Raw genomic sequence first — 20,140 nt, 5'->3', positions numbered from 1 at the left:
TCCACGACGCGTCCCTTACCTCGACATCCCTCCCTCAACCAACCCTTCCAATGTAGGATTTTCTCTGATCTACCCTGCGGGATGCAACAACGCCCTGTCTCCCACCCCATCCCATACCCCGTGACCCGGATGGCGCGTCACAGGCGCGTAGGCGTGACCCAGGTGGCGCGTCCGCGATACCTATGCGAGACTCAACCGAGGCCTGACCGCGACGCGCGCCCTGCCTCACCCACGCCATTCCGTCGCATTCTCGAATCCTCAGTCCCCGAAAAAACGCCAGCGACGGTGTGAACTTCGATGCGTGACCCGACCGCGACGGTCCTTGCCCCTCACCCCTTGACCCCGCAGACCCGACCGGCAAAAGCGGCGGCCAAACCCACCCGATAAGGATCGCACCCGCCCCCATGTCCGCCTCAACCGCCATCGCCTATCTGAACGGCCGCTTCCTGCCCCTCGAAGACGTCCGCATTTCCCCGCTCGACCGCGGCTTCCTGTTTGCCGACGGCATTTACGAAGTCGCAGCCGTGATCGACGGCAGGCTGGTCGACAGCGCCAGCCATCTCGCCCGGCTGGAACGTTCCACCGCCGCGATCGGCATCGCCCTGCCGCTCAGCCTGGCCGACATCGAAGCCGCGCAGAAGGAACTGGTCGCCCGCAGCGGCCTGACCGAAGGCCTCGTCTATCTCCAGATCACCCGCGGCGCCGACGCCAGCCGCGACTTCATCGCCTCGCCCGACATCCAGCCAACCCTGTTCATGTTCATGCAGGACAAGCCGGTGGTCGATCTGCCCGGCGTGCAGACCGGCATCGCCGTCGCGACCATGCCCGACCTGCGCTGGGCGCGGCGCGACATCAAGAGCGTCGGGCTGCTCGCGCAAGCCATGGCCAAGCAGGCCGCCAAGGACGCCGGCGCGCAGGAAGCCTGGATGGTCGAGGACGGGTTCGTCACCGAAGGCGCATCGTCCACCGCCTTCATCGTCACCGACGAAGGCATCGTCACCCGCCCCTACAGCCAGTCGGTGCTGGCCGGCTGCACCGGCGCGGCGCTGACGGCGCTGGCGGAGGAAAGCGGCATCGCCGTCATCCGCCGCGCCTTCACCGTCGATGAAGCGCTGGCCGCCAAGGAGGCGTTCATCACCAGCGCCTCGACCCTGTGCCTGCCGGTGGTCCGGATCGACGGGCAGGCAGTGGGCGACGGCACGCCCGGCCCGGTCGCGATGCGACTGCGCGCGCTCTACCTCGATTTCGCCCGCGCGACGGCGGTGTGACAATTGACTCCATTATGGAGGTGGCTTCATCCTTTGTTGGGAGGATAGGAAACTTCCTGCATTCTCCCGCCAAAACGGCGACAAGCTGGACGAAAGATCGCGCCAGATGGGCGAGGCGCGCAACCCTGCGACGGCTTTGCTCCAGACCCTATCCATAACGGGCATTGTGTGGGGCTGAAACGATCCGTTCTTGCTTTATTCTCCGGAACGAAGGTAGAACAGGATTCGGATCATGATGGAAGATTTCTCCTACGCCCACCCCCTGACCGGCCAGGCCACTCCGCTGGCGCCGCGCGACGAGCGCGCCAGCCTGCTGGTGATCGCGGACCGGATGGACGCGCCCGACCTGGCGCCGGTGGCCGCGGCGGCGGGCTTCCGCCTGCTGGGCGTGACCGCGCTGGCCGACGCCCCGGTCCGGCTCGACCTTCAGGCCCAGTGCGACACGGTCCTGTTCTTCTGCCCGGCCATGACGCCGCTGCTGGAACGGCTGCTGGTGCAGCTCGAAACTCAGGCGATCCAGAATGGCATGGCGGTGATCCTGGTCGCCGGGTGGGAAACGGTGGAACTCGCCTTCGCCTGCCTGCGCGGCCCGCATACGCAATTGCTCTGCGATCCCGACCGCACCGAACTGGCCGCGGCGCTGGTCGCCGCGGGCGAACATCGGCCGGTCGTCGGTCATGTCCATGAAGTCGACCGGGAAGGCGCCCGGCTCCAGCAGTTGAGCGAGGAGGTAGGCCGCCTCGCCCGCACGCTAGACGCGCTGACGGAGCGAACGCGGATGGCGACGCCCAGCTTCGACCTGGGTCCGCGCATTTCCGATCGGCCGAGCGACTATATCGGGATGCCTGCGCTGGCCCCGATCGGCGCGACTGTCGGGTCGCTGGCCCAGACGGCGGAGAAAGCCGCGCCCGCGATCACCGCCGCCCAGGTCCGCGACCTGTTGCGCGCCCGGCGCATCCGCGCAGACTTCCTGCCCGGCGATCTGTTCGCCGATCCGGCCTGGGACATGATGCTGGACCTGCTTGCCGCCCGGCTGGACCATGAGCGGGTCTCGGTGTCGAGCCTCTGCATCGCCGCTGCCGTGCCACCGACCACCGCGCTGCGCTGGATTCGGACGCTCACCGACAAGGGACTGGTGGAACGGCATGCCGACCCGCATGATGGCCGCCGCGTCTTCATCGCTCTGGCGCAGGAGGCTGCCGATGCGCTCACCCGCTGGTTCGGCGCCAGCCGCCGCCTGCTCGGCGCCTGATCATGTCCTTCCACCCTTGACCGCCGCGCTTTTTGCCGTAGATAGGCGCTCTCCCGAGAGGGGGCGATTAGCTCAGTTGGTAGAGCGTCTCGTTTACACCGAGAATGTCGGCGGTTCGAGCCCGTCATCGCCCACCAGTTTCACCGATGAAGAAGCGGTCCCGAGGACCGCTTATGACAAAACAGGCGGGCGCGGGCCAGCACCGCCATCAATCCGCATCCGTAACGTTCATCGTGCAGCAAGCATGGATATCGCATTGTTACTGCATGCCATTCGCAGCTTTCTTCGGCGGCACGTTCATGCCTCTCATGCTGATGTTGTCGCCGCTGGCGGTGATAGCGGTCAGCGATTGCACACGCTGGCATTCCGTCGCCAATGCGGCCAAGGCGGACGGCCCCAGGCCGTGCACCCGCCATCGCCTGCCATTGATGTAACGGCGGATATTGCGGCGCAGCGCGGCCGCTGCTAATCCCGCGTCCCATGATCCAACCGCCCGAAATCCTCCGAGTCTCCAAATCCCGCGTGTCCTGCGACGGCAGCGGAGATATCCCTGCCGCGCTTGGCCACCCCCGCGTCTTCCTGGAGATCGACGAACATGGCTATGTCGATTGCGGCTATTGCGACCGGCGCTTCGTGCTGATCGGCGGCGCTGCCGACAATGGCGAGATCGTGACCAAGCCGGATATCGCATCGGGCGCCAGCCTTTAAAATTTCCATTGGGCTTGGGGACCGCCGCCCCTATATCGGGCGGCATGACCGATCTCGCTCCCCTGTTCACCCCCGGCTTCACTGACGCCCGCGGCCTGCTCTATCGTGCGGGTCTGCTCGATCCCGATGGCGCCCGGCGCCTGACCGCCGAGGCGTTGAAAGCCTGCGACGACGGCGAACTCTACCTGCAATATCGGGCAAGCGAGAGCTTCGGCTTCGACGACGGACGACTCAAGACCGCCGATTATTCGACCGACGCGGGCTTCGGCCTGCGCGGCGTATCGGGCGAAATGACCGGCTTCGCCCACGCCAATGACATCAGCGAAGCGGCGATCCGCAAGGCGGCGCAGACGCTGACCCTGCTCGATCCGGCCAGCAGCCCGCCCGCGCCGCCGCCCCAGCGCACCAATCGCCACCTCTATACCGACGCCAACCCGCTGGAGATCGTCCCCTTCGCCGAAAAGGTGAAGCTGTGCGCCGAGATCGATGCCGCCGCCCGCGCCCGCGACCCGCGTGTGGCGCAGGTGTCGGTCAGCCTGGCCGGCAGCTGGTCGGTGGTTGAGATCATCCGTGCCGACGGCTTCACCGCGACCGACATCCGTCCGCTCGTCCGCCTGAACGTCTCCATCATCCTGGAAGAAAATGGCCGCCGCGAAACCGGCGTGTTCGGGATTGGCGGGCGCTATCTGTATGACGAAGTGATGGACCGCGCCGTCTGGAACCGCGCCATCGACGAAGCGCTGGCCCAGGCGCAGGTCAATATGCGATCGATCGCGGCGCCTGCGGGCGAAATGACCGTGCTGCTCGGCCCCGGCTGGCCGGGCGTGCTGGTGCATGAGGCGATCGGCCATGGCCTGGAAGGCGACTTCAACCGCAAGGGCACCAGTGCCTTTTCCGGCCGGGTGGGCCAGCGGGTCGCTGCGCCCGGCGTCACGGTGGTCGATGACGGCAGCATTCTCAATCGCCGCGGCTCGCTCTCGATCGATGACGAAGGCACGCCGACGCAGGAAAATATCCTCATCGAAGACGGCATCCTCAAGGGCTATATGCAGGACCGGCTCAACGCCCGGCTGATGGGCGTCGCGCCGACCGGCAACGGCCGTCGCGAAAGCTACGCCCATGCCCCCATGCCGCGCATGACCAACACCTTCATCAAGGGCGGGCAGGACGATCCGGCCGAATTGCTCAGCCGCATGAAGTCCGGCATCTTCGCCAAGAGCTTCGGCGGCGGGCAGGTGGACATCGTATCGGGCAAATTCGTCTTCTCCTGCACCGAAGCCTATAAGGTGAAGAATGGCAAGCTGACCGATCCGATCAAGGGCGCGACCCTGATCGGCGACGGCCCGACCGCGCTGACCAAGGTGGCCGGCATCGGCAACGACTGGGCCTTGGACGAAGGCATCGGCATGTGCGGCAAGGGCGGGCAAAGCGTGCCCGCGGGCGTGGGCCAGCCGACCTTGCTGATGGAAGGCCTGACGGTCGGCGGCACGGCGACGTAACAAGCCAGGGTCTCCGTACGGCAGCGCGGCGACCGGAGCCTTTTCATATATGAGTGGCGGGAACCGAAGCGGCCGTCCGTCATTAGACTTGGATGAACATGCTGACCGACAGCCATGATGCAGTGACCGCAGATTGGGCCGCGGCGCTGCTGGATTTCTGGTTCAATCAGGTAGGCGAAGCGGGCTGGTGGAGCCACGACCCGTCGTTCGACCGGCAATGCGCCCGGCAATATCGTCAAACATGGCAAGACAGGCGGGCCCTGCCGCCCGAAACCTTTCTCGACCGGGCCGATGATGCGTTGGCGGCGGTCCTGCTGTTCGACCAGATGCCACGCAATATGTTCCGCGGAACGGCGCAGGCCTTCGCCACCGATGCGCTGGCCCGGGATGTGGCGCGCGGCGCCATCGCGCACGGCTATGATATCCAGATCGGCGGGGCAGGCCGGCTGTTCTTCTACATGCCCTTCCAACATAGCGAGGCGATCGAGGATCAGGATTTGTCGCTAACCCTGTTCGAAGGCGCAGGCGACGAACGGTCGCTCGATTTTGCGCGTCAGCACCATGCAACCATTGCCCGGTTTGGCCGTTTCCCGCATCGCAACGCCGCTCTGGGCCGCGAAACGCTGCCGGAAGAGGCAGACGCGGCGGCCAAGGGTGCTGGCTGGTAAAAAAGCTGCCCATTTTTTAGGCAGAGAATGGCTGCTGCTCATTTTTTCGGCGCTGCATCATAGGCGGCCGCGATCCAAGCCCGCATTAACGCGTCATTAGCGTTTTGGCACGCCTCTTGCTGAGTATGCCCTCGCACACCAGTAACAGGGGGCGACATGAAACTTGTCATGGCTATCATCAAGCCGTTCAAGCTTGACGATGTCCGCGAGGCACTCTCCTCGCTCGGCATCGCAGGAATGACGGTCAGCGAAGTGAAGGGCTTCGGCCGCCAGAAGGGGCAGACCGAAATCTACCGCGGCGCCGAATATTCGACGAATATGGTCCCGAAGATCAAGATCGAGGTGGTCTGCGACGACGACCTTGCGCCGCGCGTGGTCGAAGCGACCCAGGCGGCCGCCAATTCGGGCGCCATCGGCGATGGCAAGATCTTCGTCCTCGATGTCGGTCAGGCCGTGCGCATCCGCACCGGCGAAACCGGCGAAACCGCGCTGTAAGAAGGGGGAAATAATGACCTTTTCCAAGAAACTTTGCGGGATAGCGGGGGCAACCGGCCTGTCGCTGTTCGCCGCGCTGCCTGCCTGGGCGCAGGACGCGGCGGCGCCCGCCGCCACGGTCGACAAGGGCGACGTCGCCTGGATGATGACCTCCACCGTTCTGGTCCTGGCCATGATCCTGCCCGGCCTCGCCCTCTTCTACGGCGGCCTGGTGCGCAGCAAGAACATGCTGTCGGTAATGACGCAAATCGGCGCGGCCGCGTGCCTCGCGATGCTGATCTGGGTGATCTACGGCTATTCGATGGCCTTCGGCCCCGACTACACCAGCGGCCTTTCCAACTTCATCTCGACCTTCGACAAGGCGTTCCTGAAGGGCGTCACGCCCGCTTCGCAGGCTGCGACCTTCACCGCAGGCGTCGAAATCCCCGAATATGTCTTCATCTGCTTCCAGATGACCTTCGCCGCGATCACCGTGGCGCTGGTGCTGGGTTCGGTGGTCGAACGCATCAAATTCTCGGCCGTGATGGTGTTCGCTGCCGTCTGGCTGACGATCGTCTATTTCCCGATCGCACACATGGTCTGGGCGGCTTCGGGCTACTTCTTCAAGGCCGGCGCCCTCGACTTTGCGGGCGGCACCGTGGTCCATATCAATGCGGGCGTCTCCGCGCTGGTGGCCTGCATCATCCTGGGCAAGCGCATCGGCTTCCCCAAGGAGCCGATGGCCCCGCACTCGCTGGTCCTGACCGGCGTCGGCACCGGCCTGCTGTGGGTCGGCTGGTTCGGCTTCAACGCCGGTTCGGCGCTGGAAGCGAATGGATCGGCCGCTTTGGCCATGATCAACACCTTCGTCGCCACCGCTTCCGCCGGCCTCTTCTGGATGCTTGCCGAAAAGCTGAACGGTCATAAGGGTTCGGCTCTGGGCTTCTGCTCGGGCATCATCGCCGGCCTCGTCGCCGTCACCCCGGCCGCCGGCAACTCCGGCCCGTTCGGTGCGATCATCCTGGGCGCGGTCGCCTCGATCGTCTGCTTCTATGCCGTCACCGTCCTCAAGCCCAAGCTTGGCTATGATGACTCACTGGATGCCTTCGGCATTCACGGCATCGGCGGCATGATCGGCGCCATCGGCACCGCCATCGTCTACTCGCCCGCCTTCGGTGGCCCCGGCGCGGAAGACTATGCAATCGGCGCCAAGCTGCTGGTTCAGGTCGAAGCGGTCGTCGTGACCATCATCTGGGCGAGCATCGGCACCGCCATCGCCATCTTCATCGCCAAGGCCGTCACTGGCCTGCGGGTCAGCCAGGAAGTCGAACTGGAAGGCCTGGACCTCGGCGAGCATGGCGAACGCGCCTACAATTATTGAGATTGGCAGGGCGGCCCGCCTGTCGGGCAAGGGCCGCCCGCCTCACCTTGTTCCTCCTGCGAACATGCCTTGGGCCGGTGTGAAAGCACCGGCCCTTTTTTTTTGGACGCGCCGGTGCGAAAGCATCGGCCCTTTTTTTTCGTCAGGCCGGGCGGGTCCAGAGGCTCGCAGGGCGCGGCACAGCGGCCGGCCAGCGACTTGCACGGCCGGCCACCTGCACCGCCGCGCGCGCTACCCAGCCCAGCTTCTTACGCTTGGGGGTGACAACGCGGTGGTCCCAGGCCTGCTCGCCGCGGCGCGCAACTTCGCGGGCGATGTCGCCGTAAATGCCGGCGGCCGCCAGCACCGCCCAGGCGGCGCGGGGCGGCAATGCGCCGGTGCCGTGGCGGGCGCTGTCCTCATAGGCGGCGGCCATGTCGGCCAGCCGACGCGACAGGATCGCCAGTCGGGACCGGACCCAGGGCTTCATATGCTCGCCCGGCGGAATGTCCATTTCGGCGAGCCATAATTGCGGCAGGTAGCAGCGGTCCGCCGCTTCATCCTCGCTGATGTCTCGGGCAATGTTGGCCAGTTGAAAGGCAAGGCCCAGATCGCAGGCACGGTCGAGCGTCGCGCGGTCTTTTGGGTCCACGCCCATCAGCACCGCCATCATGCAACCGACCGCGCCCGCGACATGATAGCAATAGCGCAGCATGTCGGCTTCGCTGCGCGGCCGCCAGTCGCGCGCGTCGAGCGCGAATCCCTCGATCAGGTCGTGGGCGTAGCGTTCGGGGATGGCGCATTCGCGCATGACCACGCCGAAGCCGTCGAACGCCGGGTCGCCGGTCGGTTCGCCGCGTAGCGCCTTGTCCGTCAGCACGCGCATCATCGACAGACGGGCCTGCGCATCCGAAACGCTGGTCATCGCGCCGCCATGATCCTGGCCATCGGCGATATCGTCGCACTTGCGGCACCAGGCGTAGAGCAACCAGGCCCGCTCACGGGTTTTCCGGTCGAACAGCTTCGATGCCATGGCGAAGGATTTGGAGCCGCGCGCGATGCTGTCGCGGGCGTGGGCGACGAGGGCGGGGCGGTCGGGGATTGAAGAGGACATGCGGCGAGACATGCCCTGCCTTGCAAGGAAAGTCACCCAACGACCGTTCGTTTCGAGCCTAGTCGAGAAGCACAGGGAACGCGCCAACCGCTTCTCGACTTCGCTCGACGCGAACGGATGCGTTTTTATACCGTCAGAGCCTGTCTGCCTTCATCGCGAAGATCGTCTCGTGAGGCTGATAGGCGGCCATGGCGTCGACCAGCGCCTCGATGCCGTCGGCATGGATCATGATTCCCGCATGTTGGGCGCGGATGAAGCCGGCCTCCACCATCTGCCGGTTGAAGCCGATCAACTGATCGTAGAAGCCCGCGACATTGAGCAGGCCGACCGGCTTGCTGTGATAGCCCAGTTGCGCCCAGCTGATCGCTTCCCACAATTCGTCCATCGTGCCGACGCCGCCCGGCAGGGTGACGAAGCCGTCCGACAGGTCCGTGAAGAGCTGCTTGCGCTGGTGCATGGTCTGGACGACATGCAATTCCGTGCAGCCGCGATGCGCGACCTCCGCGCCGACCAGGGCTTCGGGAATCACGCCGATCACCTCGCCGCCCGCTTCCAGCGCCGCATCCGCCACCGCGCCCATCAGGCCGAGCCGCCCGCCGCCATAGACGACGCCGATGCCGCGCTCCGCCAGCGTCCGCCCGACATGGCGCGCCGCGTCGATATAGGTGAGGTCGGCGGGGGTCGCCGATCCGCAATATACAGCCAGTCTTTTCATTATGTCCGTCCGCGGGGTCATGCCCCTCTATCGTAAATCGTCCAGCATCAGCGCCGCGGTCGCCTTGGCGCTGCCCACCACGCCGGGAATGCCCGCGCCGGGATGGGTGCCGGCCCCTACCAGATAGAGGTTGGGAATGACATCGTCGCGATTATGTGCGCGGAACCAGGCGCTCTGGGTCAGCAGCGGCTCCAGGCTGAAAGCGCTGCCCATGTGGGCGTTGAGGTCGCGGCCGAAATCGCTGGGCGCATAATGGAAGCGCGTGACGATGCGCGAGCGGATGTCGGGGATCAGCCGATGCTGGATCTCGTCCAATATGCGTTCGGCATAGGCGTGACCGAACTGGTCCCAGTCGATCGGCAGCTTGCCCATATGCGGCACCGGGGCCAGCGCATAGAAGGTCGAATGGCCGTCCGGCGCCATCGACGGATCGGTGACCGTGGGATGGTGCAGGTAGAGCGAGAAATCCTGCGGCAGCACGCCATGATCGTAAATGTCGGTGAGCAGCCCTTCGTACTGGGGACCGAACAGGATCATGTGATGAGGGATGCCGGGCCAGCTGCCCTTGATCCCGAAATGGAGGACGAACAGGCTGGGCGACCAGCGTTTCTGGCCGAGCTTGTCGGCCTGCTTCACGCCACGCGGATGATGGCCGAGCAGGTCGCGATAGCTGTGCATCAGGTCGGCGTTGGTGGCGATCGCGTCCGCCTCCCCGCGCCAGCCCGAGGCGGTGTGGACCGCCGTCGCCTTGTCGCCATAGGTTTCGATCCGGGTGACCGCATCGCCCAGCCGCAGCGTGCCGCCCAGCCGTTCGAAATGGGTCGCCATGCCATGGACCAGCCGGTTGGTTCCACCCTTCGCGAACCAGACGCCGCCATCCTTTTCCAGCTTGTGGATGAGGGCGTAGATGGCGCTGGTCTTCATCGGATTGCCGCCGACCAGCAAGGTGTGGAAGGACAACGCCTCGCGCAGCTTTTCATTCTTCACATGGCTGGCGACGACCGAATAGACCGATCGCCAGGCCTGATATTTGGCGAGGCTGGGCGCCGCCTTGATCATCGAGGCGAAGTCGAGGAAAGCGACAGAGCCGAGCTTGCGATAGCCCTCTTCATACACGCCCGCAGCATAGTCGCAGAAGCGTTCGTAGCCCGCGACGTCACCCGGATCGAGCCTGGCGATTTCGGCGCGGAGCGCGGCTTCGTCATTGCTGTAATCGAAATTGGTGCCGTCGCGCCAGTTGAGACGGTAGAAGGGCGACACCGGCATCAGGGTGACGTCCTGCGCCATGTCATGACCCGACAGCCGCCACAGTTCGGCCAGGCAATCGGGGTCGGTGATGACGGTCGGTCCGGCGTCGAAGGTGAAGCCGTCCTTTTCCCACATATAGGCGCGCCCGCCGGGGCGATCGCGGCCTTCGACCAGGGTGGTGTCGATGCCGGCCGATTGCAGGCGGATGGCCAGCGCCAGGCCGCCAAAGCCTGCGCCGATGACGATCGCGGTCCTGGTGGTCATCAGGCGGGCGGGTTCCATAATGTTCGCATGGCGTCCCTTATGGGTACAGGGGGCCGTCCGCACAAGATGCGGATACGGTCCGCGATGGTCGATCGACCGGCATAGAAGCGCTGGATCAGGTCCGGGCGCAGCCGATAGAAGCGGGCGAAGATGCGCCAGCGCTGATCGGGCATGGCGGCGCCGAACAGCATCCTGCCGAGCAGCCGGTAATAGCCGCCACGCCGCCAGTACGCCTTGGCATAAGCGCGGGTCGCGGCAGGCAGGCCGTCGAGCGGCTGATTTGCCAGCCAGAGCGCGAAGCGCACGGCATCGGGCAGCGAATAGCCGGTCATCGGCTGGAACAGGCCGGCGCGCACCCCGGCGCGGGCGACCGGGTCGCCCTTTGGCCAGTAGCGCTCGAAATCGCCGCCATGCACGACCGGCAGGACGCCCTGTTCGCGATGGACGATGTCGCCATGCCACCCCTTTGCCTGCGCATAGGCGGCGATGCGGGCGTCTAGCGCGGGCAGGTCGAGGTCCGGCGTATCGCTATAATAGGTGTCCTCGATGAAGAGAGTGCGATCGTCCCAGGGAAGTAGATAGACGAAGCGATAACCGTCGATCTGGTCGACTGTCGCATCCATGATGACCGGGCGGTTTATGCCATGGGGATCGTCGCAGCGGATGGCATGGCCGACGAATTTCTGCCAGCCGCAGCGCAGGGCCGACAAATCCCCCGCCCCGCGCGCGTCGATCACCGCCTGTGCCCGGATTGTCCGACCGTCGATCAGGTGGATGGCGCGGGGATCGACCGCATCCGCCGTCGCGCCGGTCAGCAGGCGATCGCCCAATTGGCGTTCGAGAGCGACAGCCAGTTGGACAGTAGTCACGCTGTTATAAGGCGTCGCCAGATCGCGCCTGTGGCCGGGGAAATGCACGGCATGGCCCTGCGGCCAGCGATGGGCGACAAGCGGATCGATGAGCCAGCGATCGGCGGGCGCGACATCGCCGTCGAAGAAGGACCAGAGATGATTGCCGCCAGGGCGCTCCCCCTGTTCGACCAGCAGCAGTCGTATCTCCGGCCGCAACGCGGCGAAGGCGAGCGCGATCAGCCCGCCGGCGAGGCCGCCGCCGATGATCGCCAGGTCGCAGTCCAGATCGCTCGTCATGGCGCCCCTGATAGGGGAGCGGCGCATCGCGATCCACTCTTGCTTTTCCGCAATTATAGTATAGGGGGGTATCCTATGCACATCATAGCGGATCGGGATAAATTGCTGGCGCGGGTGCGCCGGATCGCGGGACAGGTCGCCGCCGTGGAGCGGCAATTGTCCGGCGACGCCGGCTGTTCGGAAACATTGCAGCTGGTGGCGTCGGTGCGCGGCGCGGTGGGCAGCCTGATGGAGGAACTGATCGAGCAGCATATGCGCGAACATGTCGCCCGTCCGGGCCTGTCCGACGAAGCGCGCCAGGCGGCGACCGAGGAAATGCTGGCGCTGATCCGCCGTTACGGGAAATGACGATGCACGACGACGACAGGCAGGATCATCACGGGCATGGCCATCACGACCATGGGCATAATGATGCCGATCATGGCCACGACCATGGCCCTGCCGGCATGGCCGACGATGGCGAAGACAGCCATTATTTCGACCATATCTACCTGTCCGCCGGCCACGACCAGAATGCGAAACGGACCCTGTGGGTCGTCTGGCTGACCGCCGCGACGATGGTGGTGGAAATCGCCTTCGGCTGGATAACCGGGTCGATGGCGCTGCTGGCGGACGGATTCCACATGGCGACCCATGCCGGGGCGCTGGCGGTGGCGGCAGCCGCCTATGGCTATGCCAAGCGCCATGCGCGCAACCCGCGCTACACCTTCGGCACCGGCAAGGTCGGTGACCTGTCGGGCTTCGCCTCCGCGCTGCTGCTGGGCGTGACCGCGCTGTTCATCGCGGTCGAATCGGGGTTGCGCCTGTTCCAGCCGATCGACGTCGCTTTTGGCGAGGCGACGCTGGTGGCGGTCGTCGGCCTGATCATCAACATCATCAGCGCGCTGCTGCTGGGCCACGATCATAGCCACGACCATGGGCATGACGATGATGGCCATGACCATGGACATGGCCATGCCGACAATAATCTGCGCGCGGCCTATGTGCATGTGCTGACCGACGCGCTGACGTCGGTGCTGGCCATCGGCGCTCTGCTGGCTGGGCGCTATCTGGGATGGTGGTGGATGGACCCGGCCGTCGGCCTGCTGGGCGCGGTGGTGATCGCACGCTGGGCCTGGGGCCTGATGAAGGACACCGCCGCGATCCTGCTCGATACGGCAGAGCCGGCGCTGATGGCGCGGGTGCGCGCGCAGGCGGAAGCCGAAGGCGCCACCATCCGCGACCTGCATGTCTGGCGCATCGGTCCCCATGCCCATGCGGCGATCATCAGCCTGGCCCCCGGCGCCGACGCGCCCAAGGTAAGGGCACGGGTGCGCGCGCTGCCGCGCATGGAGCATGTCACGGTGGAGTGCGGGTAAAGGACTAGAGCACGCTGCGTTAAATCCGACGCACGTCGCGCGCTCTAAGTTTTTGTTGTCGCATCGTTTCAAGCAGAAAAGCGGTTCCCACTTTTCCGCACGATGCTCTAAGGTCGCTCGTCCCAGCGTACCAGCGTGACCCCACCATCCTGATCGACGGCCAGTTCGCCAAAAGCCCCGGTCCGCAACTTCAGCGCGCCGAGCGGCAGGCCCGCCGCGATCAGAGCAAAGCGCGCCGCGCCATTGCTCGTGACGAGCAGGTCCACGCCCGCGCCGCCCTCCGCGAAGAAGGCGCGCCAGGCGGCGATGCGGGCGTCGGCATCCACGATCCAGCCATCGGGTGCGATGCCGCGCTCGTCCCAGTCGGCCAGCGCCTGCGCGCCGATCCGGGCCAGCACCGCCGCCTCCGGCCGCCCTTCGTCGGGACCATGGTCGATCTCCCCCAGCCAGTCGCGCGCACCGTTGGGGTCATGGCCGGTCGCGGCGGCGATATGATCGGCCGTTTCGCGGGCGCGCAGCAGTGGACTGGACAGGAGGCGGTCGATCGGCAGCGCCTGGCGCGCGAACCAGTCGCCCAACCGGCCGGCCTGCGCATGACCGCTGTCCACCAGCGGGATATCGGTGCGGGCGCCCACGCGACAGGCGTCGGCGCTGCTGGCGAAGGTATTGCCGTGGCGGATGATGAAGATGCGGCGCATGATGGCGGGCGGACGATCAGAGCGGCGGGGTCGGGTCGCCATAGACGGCGATCAGCGCTTCGACGCGGCTGATGTCCGCCTCCGTATCGATGCCGCTGCTGTCGAAGCGCGGCGGATCGACCGCCACGGTCATGACCGATATGCCCAGTTCGAGCAGGCGCAACTGCTCCAGCCCCTCCAGATTTTCCAGCACCGTAGGCGGACAGGCCTCGAACCGCTCCAATGCGTCGAACGCATAGCCGTAGAGGCCGACATGCCGCCAGACCGGGGAGCGGGGATCGGTTTCGCGCAGCTTGTCCTCATTGCGGATCGCCGGGATGATCGTCTTGGAAAACCACAACGCGCGTCCATCGGGCGCGCGGGCGCAGGTAGTGCCGCTGAAGGGAGATCGCGTCTTATGCTCGCGCAGCGCATCGAGCGCGGGCCAATCCAGCGCGATGACCGGTGTGGCGACCGGCGCGCCGTCCTGCAACGCGGCGATCACCGCGCCGAGCGCTCCTTCGGGCTGGAAGGGCGAATCGCCCTGGAGATTGACGACGAAGCGCGGTGGCGAGGGCTGGGCCTGCGCCGCGGCGAGCGCGCGGCCCGAACCTGTGGCGATGGCGCTATCGGTCATTACTGCATCGCAGCCGACAGCGCGGGCATGGTCGGCGATCGCCTCGTCATCGGTTGCAACGGTCAGGGCGACGCCCTCGCGCGCACCGATCGCCGCGCGCGCCATCGCGATCGTGCGGTGGAGCAGCGTCCGCCCGGCAATCAGCCTGAGCGGCTTGCGCGGCAGGCGGGAAGACCCCGCCCGCGCGGGAATGACGACGAGAAGGCTCAGGCAACCCCGGCGTGGAGCAGGTCGTGCATATGGACCGCGCCGATCAGACGGCCATTTTCGCAGACGAACAGCAACATGATATTGCGCTCATGCATCAGGTGCATCGCTTCCGACGCGAGTTCATCGGGGCCGACCGCGAACGGGGTCAGCGTCATGGACCGGCCCACGGCCTCGGTCAGATTCTGCTTGCCGGTCACGGTGCGGCGCAGGTCGCCATCGGTGAAGGCGCCGATCAGCCGGCCGTTACGGTCGACGATCGCCGTCCCGCCAAGGCGCGCGCGCGTCATTTCGATGGTCGCGTCGAGCAGCGAGGCGTCTTCCCGCACCATCGGGACGTCGTCGCCGGTGGCCATCAGTTCGCGCACCTTGACCAGTTGCGCGCCGAGTCGGCCATTGGGATGGAATTTATGGAAATCGTCGGCGGAAAAGCCGCGCATCTCCATCAGCGAAATCGCCAGCGCATCGCCCAGCGCCATCTGCACCGTGGTCGACGTCGTGGGGGCGAGCGAATTGGGGCAGGCTTCCTCCACTTCGGGCATCAGCACGCACATGTCGGCCGCCATGGCGACGGTGCTTTGCTCCTGCGCAGTGATGGCCACCAGCGGAATGGCGAAGCGCTTGCAATAATGGATGATCGGACCGAGTTCGGTCGATTCGCCCGAATGGGACAGCATCAACACGACGTCATCCGGGGTGATCATGCCCAGATCGCCATGCCCTGCATCCGCGGGGTGCAGGAAAATGGCCGGGGTGCCGGTAGAGGTGAGCGTCGCCGTCATCTTGCGCGCGACGATGCCGCTCTTGCCGATGCCGGTGACGATCACACGGCCGCGCACTTTCATGATCACGCCGATCACGCGCAGGAAGGTAGCGGCAAATTCCCGTTCCGAGAATTTGGCCTCCAGCGCATTCAGCCCTGAGGCCGCAATCGAAAGACTGCGGCAGGCAGTCTCGACGATACGGCCGCCTGAGCCGAACGGTACAATCTTCGAAGCTGGTGTCGACACGCGTTTGCCCTTTTATCCGTTTCTCACGACCAGATCACCCGGCCGGATCAACGGCGACGAACCATCGTATTCGATGTGTCGTCTTTCCCTCGTTCCGCGACCCCTAGCTGATTTCGCAACCAGCATGGGAGCATGGCTTACGCTGTTTCAGGCACTTATGGCAATGTATTTTGCAAGTGCGAAAGAAAAATTGCCGCAGGTAAGCGGGCAATATCAGGACCATGTTAAGGTGAACTGATTATTTATAGCGACGAGCCGTGGAACCTTTTCCTATTTCCTATCCGCATTGCATCATGTCGTCATCGTTCCGCATGATAGGTGCGATACCATTGGACGAATCGCGGCACGCCCGACTCGATTCCCGTTGTCGGCGCGAAACCAATATCCTGCGAGATCGCGCTGATATCTGCATAAGTGGCGTGAACATCGCCCGGCTGCATCGGCTGGAAGTCGATCGCGGCCTTTTTGCCCAGGGCGTCTTCCAGCACGGCGATCAGATGCATCAATTCTTCGGGGCGGTTGTTGCCGATATTATAGAGCCGGTGGGGCGCCCGACTGCCGCCGGCCTTGATCGCGCCATCGTCGGCGGGGGGATGATCGAGGCAACCGACAATGCCGGCGACGATATCATCGATATAGGTGAAGTCGCGCTGCATCCGGCCGTGGTTGAACACCGGGATCGGCTCCCCCGCCAATATCTTCGCCGTGAAGATCCACATCGCCATGTCGGGACGGCCCCAGGGGCCATAGACGGTGAAGAAGCGTAACCCCGTCATCGGAATACGGAAGAGATGGGCATAGGTTTCGCTCATCAGTTCGTCGGCGCGCTTGGTCGCGGCATAGAGCGAGACGGGATGGTCGGCGCGATCTTCCACCCGGAAAGGCAGCATGTCGTTGCCGCCATAGACCGACGAAGAAGATGCATAGACGAGGTGCCGCACCCGCCGCTCCCGCGCCAGTTCCAGCATGTTGACATGGCCGGCCAGATTGGAGCGGACATAGGCGTGGGGATTGATCAGCGAATAGCGCACCCCGGCCTGCGCGCCCAGATGCACGATCGCCTCGATCACCTGATCGGCCAGGGCGGCATGCAGCGCGTCGAGATCAGCGAAATCCAGTTCGTGGAAGGTGAAGAGCCGACCATGGGCCGCCTGCAACTGCGCGATCCGGTCGCGTTTCAGCGATACCGGATAATAATCGTTCATATTGTCGATACCGACCACGGCATGACCCTGCGCCAGCAGCCGGTCGGCGACATGCATGCCGATAAATCCGGCAGCTCCGGTAACGAGGATGGTCATGCACTTCCCTCTCGGCTGGGCGCAGATGCGCGGCCCCTCCCCCCGTCTCAGACAATCCACCACGGCTTGTAAAGCCCTCATCGGCTCCAAGCCGCGCGGGACGCTCAGGCTTTCGCCGATCTTTACCGCGCTCTAATCTTTATCGTCTATGCGAAAGCCATGGACATGGCATCCCATCCCACGCCCCCAGCCGCGCCCGCCGGTCTGACGGGGCACGGACAGCGCGACCGCTGGCTGGCGCTGGCGCTGGACGCATCGGAGGCCAACGCTTTCTATGCGCCCGACATGCTGGGCGCCGCAATCGACCATCTGGCAGGCGACGGCGACGTCCACCTGATCGAGGCGCGCGATGGCGACATGGCGATCGGCCTGTTGCCGGTCGTCCGCAAGCCCCGCCATGGTCGGCTGCCGATCGGCTGCGTGGCGAACTGGATGCACGATCATTGTTTCTTCGGCGCGCCGATCATTCGCCAGGGGCATGAGGTCGCGGCCTGGCGCAACTTCTTGGCGCAACTGGACGCGGCCCCCTGGGCGCGCGGCTTCCTCCACCTCCAAGGACTGGACGCCGCCGGGGCCAACGCCGCGGCGCTGGAGGCATTATGCGTGGAGCAGCGGCGCGGCCGGCTAGAAATCCACCGCTACGACCGCGCGATGCTGCGATCGGACCTCACGGCCGACGCCTATTGGGAAACGCAGGTCCGGTCGAAGAAGCGCAAGGAATTGCGGCGCCTGCAAAAACGGCTGGCGGAGATGGGCGCGGTCGAGACGCGCCTGTTGAGCGAACCGGATGAGCTGGCGCGCTGGTGCGGCGATTTCCTGGCGCTGGAGGCGTCGGGCTGGAAGGGGCAGGAAGGCACTGCGCTGGAATGCAAGCCTGCCGACGCCGCCTTCTTCCGCGCCGCCTGCACCGCCGCGTTCGACGCCGGGCGCCTGCACATGCTGCGCATCGACCTGGACGACCGGGCGATCGCGATGCTGGTCAATTTCCGCCATGGCGAGGGCGCCTTTTCCTTCAAGATCGCCTTCGACGAGACGCTGGGCCGCTTTTCGCCGGGCGTGCTGATCGAGATCGCCAACCTGAACGCGGTGCAGGCCGATCCGGCGATCGGCTGGATGGACAGTTGCGCCGCCCCCGATCATCCGATGATCGACAGCCTGTGGGCGGAGCGACGGACCATCGTGCAATATCGTATCGCCCTGCATGGCGCCGGCGTGGCCCGGATGCAGCGCAGCGCCGCCTTCGCGCTCGCCAATGGGGTGGAGGCGATCGCCAGAAAACTGAAAGGACAGGCATGACCGCTCATAGCCCGATCGCGCCGGTCGCCGACGCCATCATCTTCCCCGACGACGCCCGCGCGCTCTTCGCCGCCGCCTATCCCGACCAGTCGACGAAGCTGCATCATGGGCTGATCGGCCATGGCCTGCTGACGCTCGACGCGCTGGCGACCCTGGCCGAGCGGATGCCCGCCGCCTCGGTCGAATATAATCTGGGCAAGTTGCCGCTGGGCGTGCGCCCGGAGGATACCCCGTCCAATGGCCTGACCCTGGGCGAGACGATCCGGACGATCGACACCAATGGTAGCTGGGCCGTGCTCAAGAATGTCGAGCGCGACCCGGCCTATGCCGCGCTGCTGGACGCGGCGCTGGCGGAACTGGCGCCGATCGTCGCGGACAGGACCGGGCCGATGCTGCATCGCGAAGCCTTCATCTTCCTGTCTTCGCCCGGCAGCGTCACGCCATTCCATATGGACCCGGAGCATAATATCCTGCTCCAGATCATGGGCGTGAAGACGATGACCGTCTTCCCCGCGCGCGACCAGCATCTGGTTCCGGCGCAGAAAAGCGAGGATTTTCACGGCGGCGGCCACCGCAACCTGGTGTGGCAGGACGGGTTCAAGGCGCATGGCAAGGCCGTGCGGCTGGAACCCGGCGACGCGATCCATGTGCCGGTAAAGGCGCCGCATTTCGTCGAGAACGGCCCGACCGTGTCGGTCAGCCTGTCGGTGACATGGCGGTCGGAACGCAGCGTGGCGGAAGGCGAACTGCACAGTTTCAACGCGCTTCTGCGCAAAAGGGGATTGCCGGTCGGCACAGTGACGGCCCGGCCAGAGGCGCAGGGAATCCGCCGCCTGATCTATCGCATCATGCGGAAGCTGGGCGCCTGAGCAAGCGGCGTAGCAGCGCTTCGGCTTCGAGGCGCGGGCTGAACCGTTCCAGCACCCACCATTCGAGAGACTCCTCGCAGGTGGCGAGGCTCTGCTTGTAGCGATCCTTCCCCGCCAGGAGCGAATAGCGGGACAGGCCGCGCCCAGCATAATGACCGACCGCCGCCGCATGGCAGAGCAGGCCGGGCTTGTCCTTGGCGGTGCGCGCCGCGGCGAAGGCGGACTGATAGTTCATCGCCACGCCGCGATGGACGAAATTGACCAGCAGCCCGACCACGCCGCCGGCATCGGCGAAGCGCAGCAGTTCCACCGCGCCCGATGGCAGTCCGCGCGCGCAGATCGTGCCGACGAAGCTGCGGAAGCCGGCATCGTCCCAGGCGTTGTCGGCATGGCGGCCGCCGTTGAACGCCGCCATCTCCTCCAGCCAGGGGATGACGTCATCAAGCCCGCCGATAGCAACGTCGGGGAGTGGGCCGCCATGATCCTTCATCGCGCGGCGGATCTGGCTGCGCGTATTGGCGCTGAGCAACGACAGATAATCGCCGTCGGCGACGCGCACCGCGTCGAGATCGACCTGATAGACGGGGGAGACATCGACCCGGATGCGGCGGCGCGCGGGCAGCCCAAGCAACGACGAATCGGGCGCGATCCCGCTCAGCGTCAGCGCCCGCCAGTCGCGGCGGCGCGCCAATGCGGCGAGCGCGGCGACGGTCGCCTCCGCTTCCCGTCCGGCTTCGACCAGCAGGCCATTATATTCGACATAGGGCCGATCGGCCTGGGGATCGCCCGACTGGTTGAGGCTGAGCGTCGCCACGCCCCCCAACAGGCGCGGCCGCATCGCATGGCCGACCAGCGCCAGCGCCACATCCTGCCCCGCTGCGTCGGTGACCGCCAGCAGATCAGGCCGGACGCCATAGCTGTCGAGCCATGCCCCTACCCAGGTCCAGCCGAGGAAGAAGCTGCCGTCCGACCGCGCCTCCAGCGCCTGCCAACGTTCAGCCAGGGTCGCCCGGTCGGGCTGCGAGAAGATCGCGGACAATGTCATCGCGCCCCTTGTGGCAGAGCGC

At 65.7% G+C, this 20,140-nt stretch carries 21 protein-coding genes and 1 tRNA gene; 13 read left to right on the top strand and 9 right to left on the bottom strand.

What is annotated here, in order from left to right; genetic code table 11:
- Nucleotides 1-404: 404 nt before the first annotated feature.
- The 9 genes from K9B33_RS08380 (at nt 405) to K9B33_RS08340 (ending at nt 7,250) form a co-directional block, all read left to right on the top strand.
- Nucleotides 405-1,268, top strand: a complete 864-nt coding sequence (locus K9B33_RS08380; RefSeq protein WP_224548037.1) for a D-amino-acid transaminase — start codon at nt 405-407, stop codon at nt 1,266-1,268.
- Nucleotides 1,269-1,500: 232 nt separating this feature from the next.
- Entirely contained in the window at nt 1,501-2,520 is a 1,020-nt protein-coding gene (locus K9B33_RS08375; RefSeq protein WP_224548036.1) for a winged helix DNA-binding protein, read from the top strand.
- A 61-nt stretch (nt 2,521-2,581) separates the two neighbouring features.
- Nucleotides 2,582-2,657 (top strand) — tRNA-Val (locus K9B33_RS08370).
- 36 nt (nt 2,658-2,693) lie between these two features.
- Nucleotides 2,694-2,954 (top strand): hypothetical protein, encoded by a 261-nt coding sequence (locus K9B33_RS08365; RefSeq protein WP_224548035.1) that lies wholly within the window; start codon nt 2,694-2,696, stop codon nt 2,952-2,954.
- A 46-nt stretch (nt 2,955-3,000) separates the two neighbouring features.
- Complete coding sequence (locus tag K9B33_RS08360; RefSeq protein WP_224548034.1) at nt 3,001-3,228, top strand: zinc-finger domain-containing protein; 228 nt, start codon at nt 3,001-3,003, stop codon at nt 3,226-3,228.
- A 44-nt stretch (nt 3,229-3,272) separates the two neighbouring features.
- Nucleotides 3,273-4,727 (top strand): metalloprotease TldD, encoded by a 1,455-nt coding sequence (tldD, locus tag K9B33_RS08355; RefSeq protein WP_224548033.1) that lies wholly within the window; start codon nt 3,273-3,275, stop codon nt 4,725-4,727.
- A gap of 92 nt (nt 4,728-4,819) precedes the next feature.
- Nucleotides 4,820-5,395 carry a DUF924 family protein gene (locus tag K9B33_RS08350; RefSeq protein ID WP_224548032.1) on the top strand — a complete coding sequence of 192 codons (576 nt, stop codon included), beginning with the start codon at nt 4,820-4,822 and terminating at the stop codon, nt 5,393-5,395.
- A gap of 156 nt (nt 5,396-5,551) precedes the next feature.
- A complete protein-coding gene (locus tag K9B33_RS08345) occupies nt 5,552-5,890 on the top strand; it encodes a P-II family nitrogen regulator (protein ID WP_004209785.1) in 339 nt (112 codons plus the stop codon).
- Between the two features lie 13 nt (nt 5,891-5,903).
- Complete coding sequence (locus tag K9B33_RS08340) at nt 5,904-7,250, top strand: ammonium transporter (RefSeq protein ID WP_224548031.1); 1,347 nt, start codon at nt 5,904-5,906, stop codon at nt 7,248-7,250.
- 142 nt (nt 7,251-7,392) lie between these two features.
- Here K9B33_RS08340 and K9B33_RS08335 read toward each other — a convergent pair whose 3' ends face one another.
- The 4 genes from K9B33_RS08335 to crtY form a co-directional block, all read right to left on the bottom strand.
- Nucleotides 7,393-8,343: a phytoene/squalene synthase family protein gene (locus K9B33_RS08335; protein WP_224548051.1), complete on the bottom strand. Its 951-nt coding sequence runs from the start codon at nt 8,341-8,343 to the stop codon at nt 7,393-7,395.
- 133 nt (nt 8,344-8,476) lie between these two features.
- On the bottom strand, nt 8,477-9,058 hold the full coding sequence (locus tag K9B33_RS08330) for a TIGR00730 family Rossman fold protein (RefSeq protein ID WP_224548029.1): 582 nt from the start codon (nt 9,056-9,058) through the stop codon (nt 8,477-8,479).
- 27 nt (nt 9,059-9,085) lie between these two features.
- Complete coding sequence (locus K9B33_RS08325) at nt 9,086-10,570, bottom strand: phytoene desaturase (protein WP_224548027.1); 1,485 nt, start codon at nt 10,568-10,570, stop codon at nt 9,086-9,088.
- Complete coding sequence (crtY, locus tag K9B33_RS08320) at nt 10,570-11,718, bottom strand: lycopene beta-cyclase CrtY (protein WP_224548026.1); 1,149 nt, start codon at nt 11,716-11,718, stop codon at nt 10,570-10,572. Before crtY ends, K9B33_RS08325 begins: the two co-directional genes overlap by 1 nt.
- 75 nt (nt 11,719-11,793) lie before the next feature.
- On the opposite strand from crtY, the gene K9B33_RS08315 reads away from it, so the two are divergent.
- Both K9B33_RS08315 and dmeF read left to right on the top strand, forming a co-directional pair.
- The gene (locus K9B33_RS08315; RefSeq protein ID WP_224548024.1) at nt 11,794-12,066 is read left to right on the top strand and encodes a metal/formaldehyde-sensitive transcriptional repressor; all 273 of its coding nucleotides are present in this window, start codon (nt 11,794-11,796) and stop codon (nt 12,064-12,066) included.
- A complete protein-coding gene (dmeF, locus tag K9B33_RS08310) occupies nt 12,063-13,076 on the top strand; it encodes a CDF family Co(II)/Ni(II) efflux transporter DmeF (protein ID WP_224548022.1) in 1,014 nt (337 codons plus the stop codon). The genes K9B33_RS08315 and dmeF overlap by 4 nt, the downstream gene beginning before the upstream one ends.
- 107 nt (nt 13,077-13,183) lie before the next feature.
- Here dmeF and K9B33_RS08305 read toward each other — a convergent pair whose 3' ends face one another.
- The 4 genes from K9B33_RS08305 to K9B33_RS08290 all read right to left on the bottom strand — a co-directional run bounded on the left by K9B33_RS08305 (nt 13,184) and on the right by K9B33_RS08290 (nt 16,908).
- On the bottom strand, nt 13,184-13,774 hold the full coding sequence (locus K9B33_RS08305) for a histidine phosphatase family protein (protein ID WP_224548050.1): 591 nt from the start codon (nt 13,772-13,774) through the stop codon (nt 13,184-13,186).
- A 16-nt stretch (nt 13,775-13,790) separates the two neighbouring features.
- A complete protein-coding gene (locus tag K9B33_RS08300; protein ID WP_224548049.1) occupies nt 13,791-14,600 on the bottom strand; it encodes a 3-deoxy-manno-octulosonate cytidylyltransferase in 810 nt (269 codons plus the stop codon).
- Nucleotides 14,597-15,607 (bottom strand): SIS domain-containing protein, encoded by a 1,011-nt coding sequence (locus K9B33_RS08295; RefSeq protein ID WP_224548020.1) that lies wholly within the window; start codon nt 15,605-15,607, stop codon nt 14,597-14,599. Before K9B33_RS08295 ends, K9B33_RS08300 begins: the two co-directional genes overlap by 4 nt.
- Nucleotides 15,608-15,906: 299 nt before the next feature.
- Nucleotides 15,907-16,908: an NAD-dependent epimerase/dehydratase family protein gene (locus K9B33_RS08290; protein WP_224548019.1), complete on the bottom strand. Its 1,002-nt coding sequence runs from the start codon at nt 16,906-16,908 to the stop codon at nt 15,907-15,909.
- 159 nt (nt 16,909-17,067) lie between these two features.
- On the opposite strand from K9B33_RS08290, the gene K9B33_RS08285 reads away from it, so the two are divergent.
- Both K9B33_RS08285 and K9B33_RS08280 read left to right on the top strand, forming a co-directional pair.
- Nucleotides 17,068-18,204: a GNAT family N-acetyltransferase gene (locus tag K9B33_RS08285; RefSeq protein ID WP_224548018.1), complete on the top strand. Its 1,137-nt coding sequence runs from the start codon at nt 17,068-17,070 to the stop codon at nt 18,202-18,204.
- Nucleotides 18,201-19,073, top strand: coding sequence for a cupin-like domain-containing protein (locus K9B33_RS08280; RefSeq protein ID WP_224548017.1), 873 nt, complete (start codon nt 18,201-18,203; stop codon nt 19,071-19,073). The genes K9B33_RS08285 and K9B33_RS08280 overlap by 4 nt, the downstream gene beginning before the upstream one ends.
- On the opposite strand, the gene K9B33_RS08275 is transcribed toward K9B33_RS08280, so the two are convergent.
- A complete protein-coding gene (locus K9B33_RS08275; RefSeq protein WP_224548016.1) occupies nt 19,051-20,118 on the bottom strand; it encodes a GNAT family N-acetyltransferase in 1,068 nt (355 codons plus the stop codon). The genes K9B33_RS08280 and K9B33_RS08275 overlap by 23 nt on opposite strands.
- Nucleotides 20,119-20,140: the final 22 nt, after the last annotated feature.

The sequence above is a fragment of the Sphingobium sp. 3R8 genome (assembly GCF_020166615.1).
GTDB classification, from domain to species: Bacteria; Pseudomonadota; Alphaproteobacteria; order Sphingomonadales; family Sphingomonadaceae; genus Sphingobium; species Sphingobium bisphenolicum.
This window is presented reverse-complemented; position numbering and strand designations above follow the sequence as displayed.